We start from the raw sequence: 19,199 nt of genomic DNA, 5'->3' as shown, positions 1-19,199 counted from the left end.
GCCTTCCGGAGACCAGGCGTGTGCTGAACCCGCGGGCCGGGAGCCTCACAGCTCACTCAGCGGAACCGGCCTCCCGAGGAGGAACCCCTGCGCCTGGTCGCACCCGAGCGCACGGAGGATCTCCAGCTGTTGCACCTGTTCCACGCCCTCCGCGATCACCGTCATGTCGACCGCGTGGGCCATCGCGATGATGCTCGTGACGATCGCCTCCGCCTCGTCGGAACGGCCGAGCCCCGCGGTGAAGGACCGGTCGATCTTGAGCGTGTTCAGCGGCAGGGTGAGCAACTGGGCGAGTGAGGAGTAGCCGGTGCCGAAGTCGTCGATGGCGAGCCGCACGCCCAGGTCGCGCAACGCGGCGAGGGTGCGGGCGGCCAGCGCCGGGTCGCGGGTCAGGGCGCTTTCGGTGATCTCCAGGCACAGCGAGCTGGGGTCGAGCCCCGCCTTGTGGGTGGCGTGCCGGATCGCGGACACGAGCCACGGGTCGTCGAGCTGACGGGCCGACAGGTTCACGGTCAGCTTCAGTTCCGGTGCCAGCACGGCGATCTCGCGGGTGGCGGTGTGCAGCATGTGGGCGCCGACGATGTTGATCAGGTCGCTTTCCTCGGCGAGCGGGATGAACTCGCAGGGGGAGATGAGGCCGTAGCGCGGGTGCGTCCAGCGCAGCAGGCCCTCGACCGCGGTGCGCCGGTCCGTGCCGAGGTCCACGATCGGCTGGTAGGCGAGCCACAGCTGATCGCTCAGGGGTGCGGTGCGCAGGTCCTGCTCCAGTTGCAGGCGGCGCTGGATCTGTTCGCGCAGCTCGACGTCGAAGAACGCGATGCGGCCGCGGCCCCTGGTCTTCGCCTGGTACATCGCGAGGTCGGCGTCGCGGAGGAGGTCGGCGCCGTCGCGGGGGTCGCCCGGTTCGGCGAGCACGATGCCCACGCTCGCGTCGACGTGCAGGTGCCGTCCGTCCACGGAGATCGGCCGGTTGAGCTCGGCGCGGACGTGGTCCGCGAGGGCGGTCGCCTCGTCCGGGCCGGTCACCCCGTAGGCGATGACGGTGAACTCGTCACCGCCGAGCCTGCCCACGACGTCGCCGCGGCGGGAGCCGCGGCTCAGCCGCGTGCCGACGACCCGCAGCACCTCGTCGCCGGCGCTGTGGCCGAGGGAGTCGTTGATGACCTTGAACTTGTCCAGGTCGATGAACAGCACCGCGGTGAGCCCGGACCGATGTGCCCGTGCGGCCGGGCTGAGCCGGTTGATGGTCACAGTGCGGTTGCACAGGCCGGTCAACGCGTCGTGCGTCGCCTCGTGCTCCAGCCTGCTGTCGATCATGCGGCGTTCGGTGATGTCGGTGAACGACACGACGGTCGCCGACGGCAGCGTTCCGTCCTGGGCGAGCGCACGGGCGCTGAGCGACAACCAGACGCGGCTGCCGTCCGGCCGGAGGGTCTGCAGGATCCGCCCGTGCTGCGATCTGCCGGTGGCTCTGGTGGTGGCCGACGGGTACTGCGCCTGCGGGATCGGCTGGCCGGACTCGTCGTGCAGCTCGGCCAGCGACGCCGGCTGGCCGATCACCTCCTGCGCGCGGACGCCGAGGATCCGTTCGGCCGCGGGGTTGACGGACTCGACGAGGCCCGTGGCGCCGACGACCAGCACGCCCTCCTCGATGGCGGCGACCACCGCGGTGAAGTGGTGCTCCGCCCGCCTGCGCGCCGTCTCGTCCGCGCAGATCAGCACGTAGCCGCCACCGTCCATCCTGGCGACCGACACCCGCACCGCCAGCGCGCCGCCGTCCGGACGCCGGTGCACCGCGTGGACCACCCCGCCGGCTTCGAGCACCGCCACCGGGTCCAGCGGCGCACCGACCACCTGACCGATGGACTGCCCGATCGCGTCGGCTGAACTCCGGCCGTAGACGTTCTCCGCGCTGCGGTTCCAGCTCGTCACGACACCCTCGGCGGTGGTCGCGATGAGCGCGTCGCTCACGTGCGCGGCGAGAGCGGCCTGGTAGCGCAACGCCGCCGCGGCCGCCTTCTGCTCGGTGACGTCCCGCATGATCACCTGGAACGCGGGCCTGCCCTGCCACGTCGTGCGCACCGAGACCGACTCGATGTCGGTGGTGCCGCCGTCGAACCGGACCAGCACGGCGTCCGCCGGGTCGCTCGTCGCGCCCGGCTCGCTGAGCTTCGCGATCCTGCGCAGCATCTCCGGCTGCGAGTCCGGGTGGACGAAGTCGGTGATCGGGCGGCCGAGCACGTCGGCCTCCGACCGCGCCCGCACGAACTCGACGGCCGCCGGGTTCGCGTAGACGAGCACGCCCGCCTCGTGCACCACGATCGCCTCGGGGGCGAGGTCCACCAGGAGCCGGTAGCGGTCGGCGAGGTCCGCGAGCTCCTGCTGCTGGCTGTGCCGCCGGGTCACGTCGGCGACGACACCCACCAGGGCCCGTGCGGTGTTGTGGGTCGAGACGCGGGCGCGGAACTGGAGCCAGCGCGTGCCCGCCGGAGTCTCGAGGGGCTGCTCCAGCTCGAAGTCCTCCCACGCCGGCGCCGTCTTCGCGGCCACGGTCAGCGGCGCGGTCAGCTCGGCCAGCCGGGCGCGCACGGTGTCCTGGTCCGCGCGGGCCACGCCGATCACCACGTCGAGGCCCGGCATCCAGCCGAGCTGGTCCGTGCCGAGGTCCAGCCACCACACGACGGCGGCGCCGACCGAGAGCGAGAGCTCGACCAGCAGCTCGTGGTCGAACCCGGCGTCACCGATCAGGCCGCTCACGTCTTGGCTCCCAGATCCGACGTCCCGGGAGCGCGGTGGCGTGGCCATCGTGAAGTCCTACTACACACTCGACCAGAACCGCATCCGTCTGGCGTGAACATGGTGTGCCGTTATATCCGGTCGCCCGGACGGCCCGATGATCAGGGTTCGCCTGCGAATGTCCATTGTGGACCCGCAAGGTTTCTCGCTACGAGGTGGTTTACACCGTTATTCTTCTGACAGAGGTGTCGGCCCTCGGTAAGGGGGACCTGGTTGTGGTCGCGCGAGGTGTGGGTGTCTGCGGAATCGGCGTGGTCAGCGGGTACGGGTGGAACCGCAGGTCGCTCTGGGAGGGACTGATCAGCGGCAAGCCCGCCGCCTCGATCGTTCCCGAACTGGGCCGGTTCCCCGGTGACACCGTCTGGGCGGCGCGGGTCGGCGAGGGCGGTGACCCGGTGGACGGGCCGAGCCGCTTCGCGCGGGCCATGCGCGCCGCCGCCAGGGAGGCGATCGAGGACGCCGGCACCCGCGGCTGGCAGCCCGGCCGGCGGGTCGGCCTTTTGCACGCGGTGGTGCTGGGCGAGGTGGACCTGTGGCGCGACTTCTACGTCACGCGCGGTGGCAAACTGCCGGTGCACGACTACCTGGCGTTGATGCCGTCCACACCGATGTCGACGTTCATGCAGGAATACGGTTTCCACGGACCGGCCATGAACGTCTCGGCGATGTGCGCGTCGGGCAACGCCGGTCTGCTCACCGCGATGGCGTGGCTGGACGCGGGAATCGTCGACGACGTCGTGTTCGTCGCGACGGATCTTTCGCTCACCCCGGAGAACGTCTCCCACTTCGTCCGGCTCGGCGTGGCGATCGTGGACGCCGAGCCGCTCGATGCGTGCCGCCCGTTCCAGCAGGGGAGCAGGGGTTTCGTGATGGGCGAGGCCTCCGTGGCGTTCGTCCTCTCGCGCCGTGCGGCGAATCCCTACGCCCTCACGCTCGGCGGTGCGATGTCGCACGACGCGTACCACGTGACATCGATCGATCCGCGGCTCGACCAGATCACCAGGTGCTTCGCCGACGCGCTGGACAACGCCGCGGTGAGTGCTGCCGACGTGCGCTACCTCAACGCGCACGGCCCAGGCACCGCGCAGTGCGACACCGCCGAGGCCGCCGTGCTGGAGCAGCTGTTCGCCCCGGACACCGGGGTTTACTCGGTGAAACCGCTGACCGGACACTGCCAGGGCGCGGCGTCGGCGATCGAGGTCGCGGTCACCGCGATGGCCTACGACAGCGGGGTGATCCCGGCCCCACCGACGGTCGCACCAGGACATCCGCGCCTGCTGGACGGCCCGACACCGCTCGTCGACGGCCTCACGATCAAGTCGTCGCTCGGCATGGGCGGCCACAACTCCGTGGTCGTGCTGGCACCGCCCGCCTGACGTGTCAGACGGGCGGTGCCAGCACGTGATCACGGCTTGGTCAGGCGAACCAGGAACCCGTCGTGATCGGTGTGCGTCATGCCGTACCTGGTCGTGCTGACGAACGCGTTGTCGTTCGAGAACACCACGTGCTGCACGTCGCCGTCCCCCTTTCGGATGTGGCCGGACGGGACGCACTTCTGCGCGTTCTCCGGATCGGCGGTGTCGTACTCCAGGTTGAAGTCGCCACCGACGATCGTCTTGCCGACGAGACCCTCGGCGGACCGGATGCTGGGGACCACGTCGAACAGCAGCGACCGGCACTGGGCCAGCGCTTCCGGCTCACTGCTCGCCGACAGATGCGTCGCACACGCCAGGTGGTCTCCAACGGCGTACGCGCACGCGAACGTGCGTTGCTCGTTACCGCTGTCCTGGCTGGTGTACTTGCCGCGCCACGCGTTCACGCCCTGGTAGCTGGCGGCGGAAACGCGGCCGAGCACGGCGTTGCCGTAGTCCTGGCCGTTGTTGCACTTCACCGGCGTACCGGTGTCGCGCCTGACCGCCGGGTTGAAGACGTGGTAGATCCGGTCACCCGGCCAGGCCTGGGCCAGCGCCGGTGCCAGGCGGTCGGGCACGTCGTTGGCGCAGATCTCGTTGAGCGTCACGAGGTTCGGACGCACTTGAGAGATCAGACCGGCGGCTTCGGGGATCGAACGGCCCTGGGAGTAGCACCCGGCGATCCCGCTGTTGCACAGGTTCAGCTGGAGCTCCCAGAACCTGTCGGCCGCGATCGAGGGCGTTGCGGGACCTGTCGTGGCAGGCAGCACCACCGCCTTCGCCCGCACGTACTCGGCACCGTTCGCAGCCGCGACCGCGCTCGACCCCGGCGCCACCAGGCTCGCCAGCAGAGCCAGTCCCACCGCCAGCGTCAGCTTCCGGCCCGCACGTCCTCGAGACATCGTTCCCCCTGCAGCGCAACGGATTTCAGCTCAGCCTGACACTCCGCAGTTCGGGGCGGACCAGAAACGGGAGGAACGGTGGGCGACGTGCACGTGATCGTTGTGGCCCGTGTAGCCCGGCCCGAGGATCTCACTGAAGCCGTGGTTGCGCGCCTGCTGTGCCAACGCGCAGAAGCCCTGCGCTCCAGCGCCCAGGTCGACGGCGTCGCCGTACAGGTGACGACTCCCGGCCGCGCCGCCGACGGCGTTGTTGCAGGAAACGCTGCGGAACCCGCCGTTGACGTCGATCGGCCGGTCGCCCATCGCGTGCCGCATGGCCTGCAGCTTCCACATGGACACCAGGGCGTTGGCGCGGGCGGTCGCCGCCGAGACGTTGCCGCCGGACCAGTCGGAGTTGCAGTTGTTCAACTCGTCGTAGGTGAAGTTGATCGGCGTGCAGTCGTTGTCCTGCAGTGCGTAGATCTTCGAGAACGTCGCGGGCCCGGCGATCCCGTCCGCGCCGAGGCCGTAAGCCTGCTGGAAACGGGTCACGGCCGCCTTCGTGCCGGCCCCGAACTGCCCGTCGAGGCTGAGCACGCCGCCGTAACCGGGATAGCCGGCCACCCGGATCTGCAGCTGACGTACGTCCTCGCCCGAAGCTCCTTGCGAGAGGGTGCGGCCCCAGGTGTAGCAGGCGTCGGCCGCGACGGGATCAGCCGCCGCCGCGGCGGGCGCGACACCGGCACCGGCGAGCAGGGCGAGGACCGGTAAGAGCAAGCGGAGTTTCATGACAGCGCACCTTTCGATCACAGGGAGGTGCAGCCTGTCGAGTTCCCTCGCGGGTTGTCAATGACCCACCAAGTGAACTCCTAGTTAGGCGCTGAGGAACCACCCGGATGGTCGCGGCGGGCGACGACGCCGGGTGGCCCGGTTCGTCGCAGGCGGCCTCGAAACGTGGAGGGACATCGGCCGTCAAGGAAAAAGTTGGCCGACATGTGCCATGTCAACAATCTTGCCGGGTCGGGAACGGCTCATTACGTTCACAGTTCACAAGGCCGAATTCCTTTCTGGCACAACGGTTGCCGGGGCCCGGAGGACTCAATGGTGAGCTCGGCACTGCTGTCGGTCCAGGGTCTGGTGAAGCGCTTTCCCGGCGTGACCGCCCTGCAGGGCGTGGACTTCGAGGTCCGCGCGGGTGAGGTGCACTGCCTGCTCGGGCAGAACGGCGCCGGCAAGTCGACGCTGATCAAGGTGCTGTCCGGTGCGCACCGCCCCGACGAGGGCGAGATCCGCTGGCGGGGCGAGGTGGTGTCGTTCGGCAACCCGACCGCCGCGATGCGCAGCGGGGTGGTCGCCATCTACCAGGAACTGGACCTCGTGGCGGGCTTGTCGGTGGCGGACAACGTTTTCCTCGGTCACGAACTGTCCACAGCGGGCTTCAGCCGGCGGTCTGAGGCGCGGCGCAGGACGCGCGCGCTGCTCGACCGGCTGGGGCACCCGGAGATCGCGCCCGACCGCGACGTCGGCCGGTTGTCCGTGGCCCACCAGCAGGTCGTCAGCATGGCGCGGGCGTTGTCGCTGGACGGACAGCTGCTGATCATGGACGAGCCGTCGGCCGTGCTGGACCCGGACGAGGTGCGGGTGCTGTTCGGGGTCATCAGGGAGCTCACCGCCCAGGGCGTGGCCGTCGTCTACATCTCGCACCGCCTGGCGGAGATCAGGGAGATCGGCGACCGGGTGACCGTGCTCAAGGACGGTCGCACCGTCGCGACGGGTCTGTCCGCACGCGAGGTGAAGACCTCGGAGCTGATCGCGTTGATGACCGGACGCGCCCTGGACAACGTGTTCCCGCAACGGAAACCGGTCGACCCGGCCGCGCCGGAGGTGCTGAAGGTGCGCGGGCTGGCCGACAAGAGCCGTTTCGACGACGTGGACCTCACCGTGCGCGCCGGTGAGGTGGTCGGGCTCGCGGGGCTCGTCGGGTCGGGCCGCTCGGAGATCCTGGAGACCGTCTACGGCGCGCGGAAAGCGGCCGGCGGGACCGTCGAGGTCGACGGAAGACAACTCCGGCGGGGGAGTGTCGGCGCGGCCGTGCGCGCCGGGATGGGGTTGTGCCCGGAGGAGCGCAAGAGCCAGGGGTTGTTGCTGGACCAGGCCGTGTACCGCAACATCACCGTCTCGTCGCTGTCGTCGTTCGCCCGGTTCGGGTTCCTGGACGACCGCTCCGAACGTGCCCGCGCCACGAAGCTCACCGAGGCGCTGGACGTCCGGCCGGCGGGCGTCGACCGCGTGGTGCGCGGCCTGTCCGGCGGCAACCAGCAGAAGGTCGTGCTCGCGCGGTGGCTGCTGCGGGAGTGCCGGGTGCTGCTGCTGGACGAACCCACCCGCGGTGTGGACGTGGGCGCTCGCAGCGAGATCTACGAACTCATCCGCGAACTGGCGGACAGAGGCGTGGCCGTGGTCGTCGTGTCCAGCGACGTCGAGGAGGTTCTGGGCCTGGCCGACCGGGTTCTGGTGGTCCGCGAGGGCCGGGTGGTCCACGACGGTCCTGCCGACGAGATCGACGAGTCCCGGGTCCTCGACCTGGTCATGGAAGGACACGCAGCATGAGCGAGGACACCGCCGCCGTGGCCGCGCAACCACGGACTCCGGTCGCGAAGGCATCCAGCGTCACGGCGCTGCTCGCCTCTCCGGCGGGGCGCAACACCGGTCTCGTGATCGCGCTGATCCTGTTGTGCCTGGGTGGTGTGGTCACTGCGGGCGACCGGTTCGCCGACATCGACAACGTGCTCACCATCCTGCGGCTCGCGGCGGTGATCGGTGTCGTGAGCATCGGGATGACGTTCGTGATCACCGGCGGCGGCATCGACCTTTCGGTGGGCGCGATCGTCGCGCTGTCCTCGGTGTGGGCCACCACCCTTGCCACCCAAGGGATCGCCAACGACACGCACTGGATCGTCATCGTGTTCACCGCGCTGCTGGTGGGCGGGGCGTGCGGACTGGTCAACGGCATGCTCATCGCCTACGGCCGGGTCGTGGCGTTCATCGCGACCCTGGCGAGCCTGGCCGCCGCCCGCGGTCTCGCCGAGATCATCTCCAACCGCAAGACGCAGATCGTGAACGTGCCGGGCTTCGCCGCCTTCTTCGACGCATCGGTGCTGGGGGTACCGGTGCTCGTGGTGATCTTCGCGGTGGTCGCCGCGGCCGGATGGGTGCTGCTCAACCGCACCACGTTCGGGCGCAGGACGTTCGCCGTCGGCGGCAACCCGGAGGCGGCCCGGCTGGCCGGCATCGACGTGCGCCGGCACACCGTCTGGCTCTACACGCTGCTCGGTCTGTGCTGCGGGCTGGCCGCGGTCATGCTGATCGCCCGCACCACCACCGGCAGCGCGACCCACGGCGGCCTGTACGAGCTCGACGCGATCGCCGCGGTCGTGATCGGCGGCACGCTGCTGACCGGCGGCCGCGGCACGATCGCGGGCACCGTCTTCGGCGTCCTGATCTTCACCACGCTGTCGAACGTCTTCACCCTCAACAACCTCTCCATCTCCGCCCAGGCCGTCGCGAAGGGCGCGATCATCGTGGTCGCCGTCCTCCTCCAGCAGCGGCTCGCCAGACGCAGCGGCGCTTGACGCCGCAACCACGACCGCTGCCACCCGAGGAGACCAGAACCCATGCAATTCAAGAGAATCACTCTTCTCGCCGCCGCCTCAGCACTCGTGCTCACCGCCTGCACGGGCAACACGCCGGAGAACAACGGTGGAGGGAACCAAAGCGGCGGTGTGAAGGTCGCCAACGACGAGCCGGGCAAGAAGGTCGTCATCGGCTTCTCCGCGCCGGCCGCCGACCACGGCTGGATGGCCGCGATCACCGACGCCGCCAAGAAGGAGGCAGGCAAGTACTCGGACGTCGAGCTGCGCGTCGTCGAGGGCACCAACGACCCCAACCTCCAGATCAGCCAGGTCGAGACGTTCATCAACGACAAGGTGGACGCGATCGTGCTGCTGCCGTTCGACGGCGCGGCGCTCACCCCGGTCGCTTTGAAGGCGATGAAGGCCGGCATCACTGTGATCAACGTGGACCGCCGGTTCGACAGCCCGTTCGCCGCGCGGTCCACGGTGCTGGGCGACAACTACGGCATGGGCGTGTCCGCGGGCACGTACGTCTGCGAGCGGCTGAAGGGCAAGACGGACGCCGTGGTCGCGGAGATCGCGGGCATCGACTCGTTGCCGTTGACCCAGGACCGCAGCAAGGGCTTCGCGGAGGCACTCGCGGGCTGTGGGCTGAAGGTGAGCAACCGCGTGGCGGCCGAGTTCACCGTGGAGAGCGGCGAGAAGGCCGCCGCGAACCTGCTGCAGGCCGCACGCAAGATCGACGCCATCTGGAACCACGACGACGACCAGGGCGTCGGCGTCACCGCGGCGATCAAGAACTCCGGCCGCAGCGAGTTCTTCATGGTCGGTGGCGCGGGATCGGCGAACGTGATGCGCGAGATCAAGGCGGACAACGGCCCGCACAAGGCGACCGTGATCTACCCGTCCACCCAGGGCGCCGACGGCATCCGGCTCGCGCGGCTCGCGGTGCAGAACAAGAGCCTCGGCGACCTCGTCGAGGTGGAGGTCCCTCGTGAGGTCCAGCTGTACGCCCCGGTCGTCACGAAGGACAACGTCGACCGTTACCTGCCGACCGCCTTCGAGTCCTGAGAACACGAGAGGACCGAACGGTGACTGAACTCGGCATCGCGATGGTCGGCCACGCCTTCATGGGAGCCGCGCACTCCCAGGCGTGGCGGGTCGCGCCGCGCTTCTTCGACCTGCCGGTGAGGCCGGTGATGGCGGTCCTGTGTGGCCGCGACGCCGACCGCGCGCGGGCCGCCGCCGAACGACTGGGCTGGGCGGAGGCCGTGACCGACTGGAAGTCCGTGCTGGAGCGCGACGACGTGCACGTGGTGGACATCTGCACACCGGGTGACACGCACGCCGAGATCGCGGTGGCCGCCCTGGACGCGGGCAAGCACGTGCTGTGCGAGAAGCCGATGGCCAACACCGTCGCCGAAGCGGTCGCCATGGCGGAGGCGGCCGAACGCGCCGCCCGGCGCGGTGTGCGCGCGATGGTCGGGTTCAGCTACCGGCGAGTGCCTGCCCTGGGCCTGGCCCGTGACCTGGTCGCCCAGGGCAGGCTGGGACGGATCCACCACGTGCGGGCTCAGTACCTGCAGGACTGGATCGTCGACCCGGCCGCGCCGCTGTCCTGGCGGCTGGACAAGGAGAAGGCCGGCTCGGGCGCGTTGGGCGACATCGGCGCGCACATCGTCGACGCCACCCAGTTCATCCTCGGCGACTCGATCAGCGAGGTCATGGGGACGCTGGTGACGTTCGTGCCGGAGCGTCCGCTGGCCTCCACCCACTCCGGTCTGTCCGGTACCGCCGCAACCGGACAGACCGGGCCGGTCACCGTCGACGACGCCGCGCTGTTCCTGGCGCGCTTCGCCGGCGGTGCGCTCGGCTCGTTCGAGGCCACGCGGTTCGCCAACGGCCGCAAGAACGCGCTGCGCGTCGAGGTCAACGGCTCGGCGGGCAGCCTGGCCTTCGACTTCGAGGACATGAACGTGCTGCAGTTCTTCGACGGCACCGAGGATCCGGCGGTCGCGGGGTTCCGCCGGATCATGGTGACGGAGCCGGGGCACCCGTACGTGGCCGCGTGGTGGCCGGCCGGGCACGGACTGGGCTACGAGCACGCGTTCACCCACCAGGCCGTCGACTTCGTGCGGGCCGTGGCGGCGGGCACCGACCCGGCGCCGTCGTTCGCCGACGGGCTCCAGGTGCAACGTGTCCTGGCCGCGGTCGAGAACAGCGCGGTGTCCGGTTCGTGGCAGCAGGTTTGAGGGAGGAGACCGAGATGGCACGTCCGATCACGTTGTTCACCGGCCAGTGGGCCGACCTGCCGTTCGAGGAGGTCGCCAGGCTGGCCTCGGGCTGGGGCTACGACGGCCTGGAGATCGCCTGCTGGGGCGACCACCTCGACCCGTGGCGGGCCGCGGAGGACGACGACTACGTCGCGGACCGGCTCGCGATCCTCGCCAAGCACGACCTGAAGGTGTGGGCGATCTCCAACCACCTCACCGGTCAGGCCGTCTGCGACGACCCCATCGACGAGCGGCACCAGGGCATCCTGTCCGCCCGCAACTGGGGTGACGGCGATCCCGAGGGCGTGCGGCAGCGGGCGGCGGAGGAGATGAAGGCGACCGCGCGGGCGGCGGCCAGGCTCGGCGTCGACACCGTCGTGGGGTTCACCGGCTCGTCGATCTGGAAGACCGTCGCCATGTTCCCGCCGGCGCCCGCCTCGATGATCGACGCGGGCTACCAGGACTTCGCCGACCGCTGGAACCCGATCCTGGACGTGTTCGACGAGGTCGGCGTCCGGTTCGCGCACGAGGTCCACCCGTCGGAGATCGCCTACGACTACTGGACGTGCGTCCGCGCGCTGGAGGCGATCGGGCACCGGCCGGCGTTCGGCCTCAACTGGGACCCGTCGCACTTCGTCTGGCAGGACCTCGACCCGGTCGGGTTCCTGTGGGACTTCCGCGACCGGATCTACCACGTCGACTGCAAGGACGCGCGGCGTCAGGTCGGCAACGGCCGCAACGGCCGGCTCGGCTCGCACCTGCCGTGGGCGGATCCGCGGCGGGGCTGGGACTTCGTCTCCACCGGACGCGGTGACGTGCCGTGGGAGCGGTCGTTCCGGATGCTCAACACCATCGGCTACGCCGGCCCGATCAGCGTCGAGTGGGAGGACGCCGGGATGGACCGCCTGGTCGGTGCGCCCGAGGCGCTGGAGTTCATCCGCCGCAACGCTTTCGACCCGCCGTCGGCCTCGTTCGACGCCGCGTTCAGCTCGGGCGGCTGACCGGCAGCGGGGCTGTCTTCTGGTGCCGATGTGACAATTGTTCGATGGAGAGCACCTTGGGTGTAGAGGCGGGATCGCCGGCCGCAGTGCTGCGCATGCTGATGGACGGCAGCCCGCGCACCCGAGCGGAGATCGTGGCCGCGACCGGCCTCGCCAGGTCCACGGTGCGGGCCAGGCTGGACCTGCTCGTGGCCGCGGGGCTGGTGACCGGCAGCGGCACGGGGGAGTCCACCGGCGGCCGCCCGGCCGGCCGGTTCGGGTTCAACAGCGGCGCCCGGCTCGTGCTGGCGGCCGAGGTGGGCGCCACCCACGCCACCGTCGCCGTCTCCGACCTGGGCTGCCGGCTGCTCGCTGTCGAACAGGTGGACCTCGACGTGGCGGACGGACCGAAGGTGATCCTGCCGCTCCTGGCCACGACCTGGCGCTCGTTGCTGCAGAGCGTCCCGGCCGCGGAGATCGCCGGCGTGGGCATCGGCCTGCCGGGGCCGGTCGAGCACTCCACCGGCCGGCCGAACAACCCGCCGATCATGCCGGGCTGGGACGGATTCGACGTGCCCGCGGCGATCGCGGCGGAGTTCGACGTGCCGGTGCTGGTCGACAACGAGGTCAACCTGATGGCGCTGGGCGAGCACACCGCGTCGCATCCGGACGTGTCGCACATGATCGTGGTGAAGGCGGCGACCGGTATCGGCGCCGGGCTCATCAGCAACGGCGTGCTGCACCGCGGCGCGGCGGGCGCGGCCGGGGACCTCGGGCACATCAGGGTTCCCGAGGGCGGGGAGGCGTTGTGCCGTTGCGGCAACACCGACTGCCTCGAAGCGGTGGCCGCCGGCCCGGCGCTGGCGGCGAAGCTGCGGGACCTGGGACATCCCGCGCACTCGACGGCCGAGGTGGTGAACCTGGTCCGCTCCGGCAACCTCGAAGCAGGCCGGGTCGTGCGGCAGGCGGGCAGGGACATCGGCGAGGTGCTCGCCGGGTGCGTGAGCATGTTCAACCCGTCGCTGGTGGTCATCGGCGGCCTGCTGGCGGAGGCGGGCGAGATGCTGCTGGCGGGCGTGCGCGAGTCGATCTACCGGCGTTCACTCCCGCTGGCCACGGAGAACCTGCGGATCGTCGCGTCCGGCGCCGGTGTGACCGCCGGGGCCCTCGGCGCGGCGGCGATGGTGGTCCGGCACGTGTTGTCGCCGGAGGTGCTGGACGCGCGGCTGGGTGAGGTCGCCGCCGGTAGCTCCACGGGTGAGGTGCAGCTGGCGAGTAATGGCGGCGTTCATCCTTAAGATGCGTGTACTTTGACAGCAAAGCGCGGACTTTTGATTGACAGCCGCCAATAGTCAGGCTTACCGTCGCCTCATGACTGTGACCCGCGTAACACCGGGGGTGGTCGCACACCCCGTAGGGCGGACGCGCGCGCTCGTGGGGACCGTGGGCAAGGAACCGACGGTCGCGACCCAACGCCTGCTGCGGCTCATGCGCACCGGCGCGACGGACCGTGCGATCGCCCGTGAGCTGGACGTCAGCCTGCGCACCCTGAACCGGCGCATCGCGCGCCTGCAGTCGTTGCTCGGCGTGCAGTCGCGGTTCCAGCTCGGCGTGCTCGCCGCCGAACTGGAGTGGCTCGCGGTGGTCCCGCCGCAGCAGGCGGTGGGGGAGTGAACGGTCAGCTGACCAAGTAGCAGGACTTCACGACCCCGAAGACGGGGTCGGTGCCGAACGTTCCCAGCTCGCACTTCGCCGTGCTGTCCGACTCGGTAGGCAGCGCGGTGGCTCCCGGCGCGGTGATCGAGGCCAGCAGAAGCGTGCCGACCGCCAGCATCGCCAGCCGTCCGCCGTGCGTGAGCTTCATGTGGCTCCCCCCAGAGCTTTCGTGCCTGATCTGCTATCTAGCTGAACGGTTTCGACCATCGCGCGGCGCGCCGCGACAGTTCGGCGAACGCGTCCCGCAGCTCCTGAGGCCCGATCACCTCGATCTCGGCGTCGAAGCGGGCCAGTTTCGCGGCGAGCGCGGCCCACGACCACGAGCCGGTCGACAGCCGGGTCCGCCCAGGGCTGACCTCCTCGGCGGTGTCGTCGCCGGCGAACGGTGCCACATCGGCGAGGGGCAAGTCGAGGACCACCTCACCGCGGCAGGGCCAGGCGTTGGCGCTGTCCGACCCCTTGAAGCGGGCGGCCAGGAACGTGGCGACGTCGCCGCCGGGCACCTGCCGGGGCGTGAAGCGCGGTCCGTTGGGGGTGCGCAGGCTCATCCGGTCGGCGCGGTAGGTGCGCCAGTCCTCGCGTTCCGGACTCCACCCGACGAGGTACCAGCGGCCTGACCGGACCACGAGGTGATGCGGCTGCACGCGGCGGGCCGGCTGCGCGGTGTCGTCCGGGCGGCCTGGTGAGCGGTAGTCGAACCGCAGTTCCTCGCAGGCGCGGACGGCGTTGCTCAGCGCGAGCAAGAGATCGGTGCCGACCTGCGTCCCGCGGCCGGCCGGCTCGATCTCCAGCGCGTCGATGCGCTGGCGCAGCCGGGACGGCATGACCTGACGCACGGTCGCCAGTGCCCGTGCCGCGGCTTCCTCGATGCCCGCTCCGGTGCCGACGGCGATCCTCAGCGCCACGGCGAGCGCGACCGCCTGTTCCTCGTCGAACAACAGGGGCGGCACCTGGCTGCCCGCTTCGAGCCGGTACCCGCCGTCGGGGCCCTTGACGGCGTGCACGAGGTAGCCGAGTTCGCGCAGCCGGTCGACGTCACGGCGCACGGTGCGTTCGCTGACGCCAAGCCGTTGCGCGAGCTGCATGCCCGGCCAGTCGCGGCGGACTTGCAGCAGGGACAGCAACGACAGCAGGCGGGCCGAGGTGGTGGTCGACGTCGCGATGGGCATGTTTTCAGCTTGGCACAAGTAGCGGACGTTCCCTGTCCGCTACTGCTGACAAAGTCGCTCTCATGTCACTCAACGCAGTTCCCCATCTGAACTTCCGCGGCCAGGCCAGGGAGGCGCTCGAGTTCTACCGCTCGGTCTTCGGCGGGCAGCTCAACGTCGTCACCTACGGCGACTTCGGGATGCCCGCCGAGGTGCCCGGCGCGAAGAACGTGGTGTTCGGCGAGGTCGTCGCCGACAACGGCTTCCGCGTCATGGCCTACGACGTGCCGGGACCGGACGAGCCGATCGCGACGGGCGAGCCCACCACCCGCCGGGAGCACGGCACGACGATCACCGAGGAGCGCTTCTTCCTGTCCGTGCGCGGCGAGAGCGTCGACGAGGTGGCCCCGATCTGGGACGGGCTCGCCGACGGCGCCACGGTGATCGAGAAGTTCGGCCCCGCGCAGTGGGCACCCGCCTTCGGGATGCTGGCCGACCGGTTCGGCGTCACCTGGATCGTCGACGTCGCGGCCGCGCGGGCCTGAGCCCGTCCGGGGCGGGGCGCGGCCGCGTCCCGCCCCGCTTCAGGGAGGACCACCATGCAGACCAGACCCCTTGGCCGCACCGGCATCCAGGTCAGCGTTTTCACGCTGGGCACGATGATGTTCGGGCGGTTCGGCAACCCGGATCCCGACGCGTGCGCGCGCATCGTCCACAGTGCACTCGACGGCGGCATCAACACCATCGACACCGCCGACGTCTACGGCGGCGACGGCGACACCGAACGGATCCTCGGACGGGCCCTGCGAGGGCGTCGCGACGACGTCGTCCTCGCCACCAAGTGCAACGGCCCGATGGGCCCCGATCCGAACCAGCGCGGCAGTTCCCGCCGGTGGGTCGTCTCGGCGCTCGAAGGCTCCCTGCGCCGTCTCGGGGTGGACCACGTCGACCTCTACCAGGTCCACCACCCGGACCCCGGCACCGACGTCGAGGAGACGCTGAGCGCGCTGACCGATCTGCTGCGCGCGGGCAAGGTGCGTGCCATCGGCCACTCCAACCTGCCGCCGTCGGACATCGTCGAAGCGCAGTGGGTGTCCGAACGGGGCGGCCTCGCCCGGTTTCGCAGCGAGCAACCCCACTACTCGATCCTCAACAGGGGAGTCGAACGCGAGATCCTGCCGGTCTGCCGGCGTTACGGCCTCGGCGTCCAGGTGTGGAGCCCGCTGTCGATGGGGCTGCTCTCCGGGCGGCTTCGCCGTGACAGCGCGGAAGTGCCGTCAGCCGGGCGCCTGCACTGGGCACCGCGGCACCTGACCGACGAACGCAAACTCGACGCCGTCGAATCCCTCGCCGGTCTGGCCGGTGACGCCGGGCTGTCGCTGCCACACCTCGCGCTGGGGTTCGTCACCGCCCACCCGGCCGTCACCTCGGCGATCATCGGTCCGCGCACACCGGAACAGCTGGACGACCTGCTGGCGGGAGCCGGCGTCGTCCTCGGCGACGACCTGCTGGACCGCGTCGACGAGATCGTCCCGCCGGGAGCCGATCGACGTGGCGTACGTGCCACCACAACTCGAACAACCCGCCCTGCGCCGCCGGTCTTGAGGTGTCGCAGGGCGGGCCGTCCGTCCCGCTACTTCGGGTCGAGCACGAACACCGGGATCTGCCGGTCGGTCTTCTCCTGGTACTCGGCGTAGGACGGGTAAGCCGCGACGGCCCGCTCCCACCACGCCGCGCGCTCGTCGCCCTCGACCTCGCGGGCGACGTAGTCCCTCTTCACGGTGCCGTCCTGGAGCGCGATCTCCGGGTGCGCCTTGATGTTGAAGTACCAGGTGGGGTGCTCGGGGGCGCCGCCCTTGGACGCCACGACCGCGTAGCTGCCGTCGTGCTCCACCCGCATCACCGGGGTGTAGCGCAACTTGCCGGACTTCGCGCCGCGCAGCGTCAGCAGCACGATCGGCTTGCCGAGGACCAGGATGCCCTCGGTGGTGCCGGTCTCGAGAATCTTCTTCGTCTGGTTCTGCACCCAGTCGGTAGGGCTCAGTTCAACGTCAGTCATGTACACGATCAGCATCTCGCACGCCGCGCGCATTCCCGACGCCGCGCAAACCATCCATCCGAGTCACTTCCCGCACAGTCACTTCCTGCGCATGGTGTGGATCGCCAGCACCAGCCCACCGGCGACGCAGAGCAGTCCGATCGTGGTCCACGTCCGGTCACCGGTCATGAAGCTGCCCTTCAGGTAGCCGAGCCCCTGCGTGGTCCACACCGCGCCGACGAGGACCAGCAGGACACCGAGCCCGATCAACAGTCCTTTGCGCATGAGCCGACCCTACGGGCCTGCCGGACGTGCAACAGATGCCGGTGCCGGAACGATCTGCAGACTGCGGCGACTGACGGAACCCGCGGCGGTCGGCGCGCGTCGACTCGGACGAACAAGGCGCTCGGGACACGAGGACGATGACGGAAGAGACGTTCGGGCCGTACCGGATCGAGCAACTGCTCGGTCGCGGCGGGATGGGCGAGGTGCACCGGGCCTACGACACGGCGCACGACCGCTTCGTGGCACTGAAAAGGCTGTCACCCGGCTACCACGACGACGAGGACTACCGCGCCCGCTTCCGCCGCGAGGCGCGAATCGTCGCCCGGCTGCGCGAACCGCACGTGATCCCGATCCACGCCTACGGCGAGATCGACAACCGCCTCTACCTGGACATGCGCCTGGTCGAAGGCGCCGACCTGTCCGACATGATCCGCGAGAGCCCCCTCGAGCCGGCGCGTGCCGTGCGCATCGTCGAACAGGTGGCAAGCGCCCTGGACGCCGCACACGCCGACGGCCTGGTGCACCGCGACGTGAAGCCGTCCAACATCCTCGTGACCTCAGGCGACTTCGTGTACCTCGTGGACTTCGGCATCGCCCGCAGCGTCGCCCCGTCCGCAACGGGCCTGACCGCCTCCGGCTCCGTGGTCGGCACCCTCGACTACATGGCCCCGGAACGCTTCGAGAGCGGCCTGGTGGACGGCCGCGCCGACATCTACGCCCTGGCCTGCGTCCTCTTCGCCTGCCTGGCGGCCCGGCGCCCCTTCACCGCGGACAGCACCGCCGCCCAGATCTGGGCGCACATGAACGAACCGCCACCCAAAGCGGCCCCGCTGAACCCGGCGGTCCCGGCGGCGCTGGACGACGTCATCGCGCGGGGCATGGCGAAGAACCCGTCCGACCGCTACGCGACGGCGGGCGCGTTCGCCCAGGCAGCAGCCCAGGCCCTGGCCACCTCCGCACCCACGACCCCGCCGGGAGGGCAGCCCGGGTTCGCCAGCCCGGCGACCTCGCCGGGAGGGCAGGTCGCACCCGCAGGCAGCCAGTCCTCACTGGTGAGCCCTTCGGCCGGCGGACCGCGGCCCGCCGGCCCAAGTCCGCAGGGTCCGGCGCAGTTCCTCGGGCCGCCAGCACCCGAACCCCAGCACGGGACACCCACCCCGCCCACTTTCCAGCGCACCGACACCGGCCCCCAGCCCGTGGCCGCGCAGTCCGGGCATCCGCAGTCCGGGCATCCGCAGCCTGGGCATCCGCAGCCCTTCCCCGCGCAGCCCGGGCACCCGCAGTCTGTCCCTCCGCAATCCGGGCACCCGCAGCCCCTGAACCCGCAGCAGTACCCACCCACTCGCGCCCGTCCTGCCGCCACGTCACCAGCCAAGCGCGCCGCCCTCGTCGGCGGCACCCTCGCACTCGTGGCAGGGATCATCGCCACGGCGCTGATCATCGGGAACGGCGACAAGACCCTCGGCTCGGGCACGTCCAGCAGCACCCCGACCAGCGCCACAACGAGCACAACCGGCACCACGAGCACCAGCACCACGAGCGCCGCCACCACCACGACGCGGTCGCCGCAGGTCGACGCGTTGCTGGCCGCGTTGCCGACCGTCTACCGGACCGCCAACTCGTGCGTGCCCACCACTCCCGACAACGGCGCGGTCGCCGCCGTCCGCTGCACCGACGCGAACTCCTCCTACGACGCCCGCTTCCCGCCGCCGGCCGAGGCCGAGTTCCGGCTGTTCGGTGATCGGGTCGCCCAGGACGCGTTCTTCCAGGCGTTGGTGACGAGCCGGGGCATCCCGCGGATCGACGAGCGCGGCGGGTGCCGGCCCAAGTCCGACCCCATCCACTACGCGCTCTACTACCGCGACACCTCCGGCCCGCTGCCCGGCGAGTTCACCACGTGCTTCCTCGCCGGCGGCAACGCCGAGGTCTGGTGGGTCGACACCAAGACCCTCACCATCGGCGCGCTGAAGACGCCGGGCGACATCAACACTCTCGACAAGCTCGACCTGTGGTGGAACACCTCGATCCTGTCGGCGTT

Annotated in this window: 17 protein-coding genes and 1 pseudogene; 11 read left to right on the top strand and 7 right to left on the bottom strand. The window is 70.5% G+C overall.

Features of this window, described 5'->3' with window-relative positions; genetic code table 11:
• Positions 1–45: 45 nt before the first annotated feature.
• Positions 46–2,805: a sensor domain-containing protein gene (locus tag SK803_RS34545; protein ID WP_319970384.1), complete on the bottom strand. Its 2,760-nt coding sequence runs from the start codon at positions 2,803–2,805 to the stop codon at positions 46–48.
• Between the two features lie 176 nt (positions 2,806–2,981).
• Between SK803_RS34545 and SK803_RS34540 the strand changes: the two genes are divergently transcribed.
• A complete protein-coding gene (locus SK803_RS34540; protein ID WP_319970383.1) occupies positions 2,982–4,172 on the top strand; it encodes a beta-ketoacyl synthase N-terminal-like domain-containing protein in 1,191 nt (396 codons plus the stop codon).
• A 29-nt stretch (positions 4,173–4,201) separates the two neighbouring features.
• Here SK803_RS34540 and SK803_RS34535 read toward each other — a convergent pair whose 3' ends face one another.
• Positions 4,202–5,110: a hypothetical protein gene (locus tag SK803_RS34535; RefSeq protein WP_319970382.1), complete on the bottom strand. Its 909-nt coding sequence runs from the start codon at positions 5,108–5,110 to the stop codon at positions 4,202–4,204.
• 30 nt (positions 5,111–5,140) lie between these two features.
• Positions 5,141–5,878 carry a D-Ala-D-Ala carboxypeptidase family metallohydrolase gene (locus SK803_RS34530; RefSeq protein ID WP_319970381.1) on the bottom strand — a complete coding sequence of 246 codons (738 nt, stop codon included), beginning with the start codon at positions 5,876–5,878 and terminating at the stop codon, positions 5,141–5,143.
• A 312-nt stretch (positions 5,879–6,190) separates the two neighbouring features.
• Here SK803_RS34530 and SK803_RS34525 point away from each other — a divergent pair, with 312 nt between their 5' ends.
• The 7 genes from SK803_RS34525 (at position 6,191) to SK803_RS34495 (ending at position 13,648) form a co-directional block, all read left to right on the top strand.
• Positions 6,191–7,699 (top strand): sugar ABC transporter ATP-binding protein, encoded by a 1,509-nt coding sequence (locus tag SK803_RS34525; RefSeq protein WP_319970380.1) that lies wholly within the window; start codon positions 6,191–6,193, stop codon positions 7,697–7,699.
• Positions 7,696–8,721, top strand: a complete 1,026-nt coding sequence (locus tag SK803_RS34520) for an ABC transporter permease (protein WP_319970379.1) — start codon at positions 7,696–7,698, stop codon at positions 8,719–8,721. The genes SK803_RS34525 and SK803_RS34520 overlap by 4 nt, the downstream gene beginning before the upstream one ends.
• 42 nt (positions 8,722–8,763) lie before the next feature.
• Complete coding sequence (locus tag SK803_RS34515) at positions 8,764–9,792, top strand: substrate-binding domain-containing protein (RefSeq protein ID WP_319970378.1); 1,029 nt, start codon at positions 8,764–8,766, stop codon at positions 9,790–9,792.
• Positions 9,793–9,833: 41 nt separating this feature from the next.
• Positions 9,834–10,973 (top strand): Gfo/Idh/MocA family protein, encoded by a 1,140-nt coding sequence (locus tag SK803_RS34510; RefSeq protein ID WP_319970438.1) that lies wholly within the window; start codon positions 9,834–9,836, stop codon positions 10,971–10,973.
• A gap of 14 nt (positions 10,974–10,987) precedes the next feature.
• On the top strand, positions 10,988–11,995 hold the full coding sequence (locus SK803_RS34505) for a sugar phosphate isomerase/epimerase family protein (protein WP_319970377.1): 1,008 nt from the start codon (positions 10,988–10,990) through the stop codon (positions 11,993–11,995).
• A 44-nt stretch (positions 11,996–12,039) separates the two neighbouring features.
• A complete protein-coding gene (locus SK803_RS34500; RefSeq protein WP_319970376.1) occupies positions 12,040–13,272 on the top strand; it encodes an ROK family transcriptional regulator in 1,233 nt (410 codons plus the stop codon).
• Positions 13,273–13,345: 73 nt separating this feature from the next.
• Positions 13,346–13,648, top strand: coding sequence for a LuxR C-terminal-related transcriptional regulator (locus SK803_RS34495; protein ID WP_319970375.1), 303 nt, complete (start codon positions 13,346–13,348; stop codon positions 13,646–13,648).
• Between the two features lie 4 nt (positions 13,649–13,652).
• Here the strand turns inward: SK803_RS34495 and SK803_RS34490 are convergent, their stop codons facing one another.
• Together SK803_RS34490 and SK803_RS34485 are read right to left on the bottom strand one after the other, a co-directional pair.
• Complete coding sequence (locus SK803_RS34490; protein ID WP_319970374.1) at positions 13,653–13,838, bottom strand: hypothetical protein; 186 nt, start codon at positions 13,836–13,838, stop codon at positions 13,653–13,655.
• A 37-nt stretch (positions 13,839–13,875) separates the two neighbouring features.
• Positions 13,876–14,859, bottom strand: coding sequence for a helix-turn-helix transcriptional regulator (locus SK803_RS34485; protein WP_319970373.1), 984 nt, complete (start codon positions 14,857–14,859; stop codon positions 13,876–13,878).
• A 62-nt stretch (positions 14,860–14,921) separates the two neighbouring features.
• Between SK803_RS34485 and SK803_RS34480 the strand changes: the two genes are divergently transcribed.
• Positions 14,922–15,383, top strand: coding sequence for a VOC family protein (locus tag SK803_RS34480; RefSeq protein ID WP_319970372.1), 462 nt, complete (start codon positions 14,922–14,924; stop codon positions 15,381–15,383).
• 54 nt (positions 15,384–15,437) lie between these two features.
• A pseudogene (locus SK803_RS34475) lies at positions 15,438–16,443 on the top strand (aldo/keto reductase).
• A 28-nt stretch (positions 16,444–16,471) separates the two neighbouring features.
• Here the strand turns inward: SK803_RS34475 and SK803_RS34470 are convergent.
• Positions 16,472–16,897: a nitroreductase family deazaflavin-dependent oxidoreductase gene (locus SK803_RS34470; protein ID WP_319970371.1), complete on the bottom strand. Its 426-nt coding sequence runs from the start codon at positions 16,895–16,897 to the stop codon at positions 16,472–16,474.
• A 78-nt stretch (positions 16,898–16,975) separates the two neighbouring features.
• On the bottom strand, positions 16,976–17,161 hold the full coding sequence (locus tag SK803_RS34465; RefSeq protein ID WP_319970370.1) for a hypothetical protein: 186 nt from the start codon (positions 17,159–17,161) through the stop codon (positions 16,976–16,978).
• A gap of 137 nt (positions 17,162–17,298) precedes the next feature.
• Here SK803_RS34465 and SK803_RS34460 point away from each other — a divergent pair.
• Positions 17,299–19,199: serine/threonine-protein kinase (locus SK803_RS34460; RefSeq protein WP_319970369.1), on the top strand; the 1,901-nt coding region annotated here is incomplete at its 3' end.

The sequence above is a fragment of the Lentzea miocenica genome, assembly GCF_033949945.1.
Classification (GTDB): domain Bacteria; phylum Actinomycetota; class Actinomycetes; order Mycobacteriales; family Pseudonocardiaceae; genus Lentzea; species Lentzea miocenica.
This window is presented reverse-complemented; position numbering and strand designations above follow the sequence as displayed.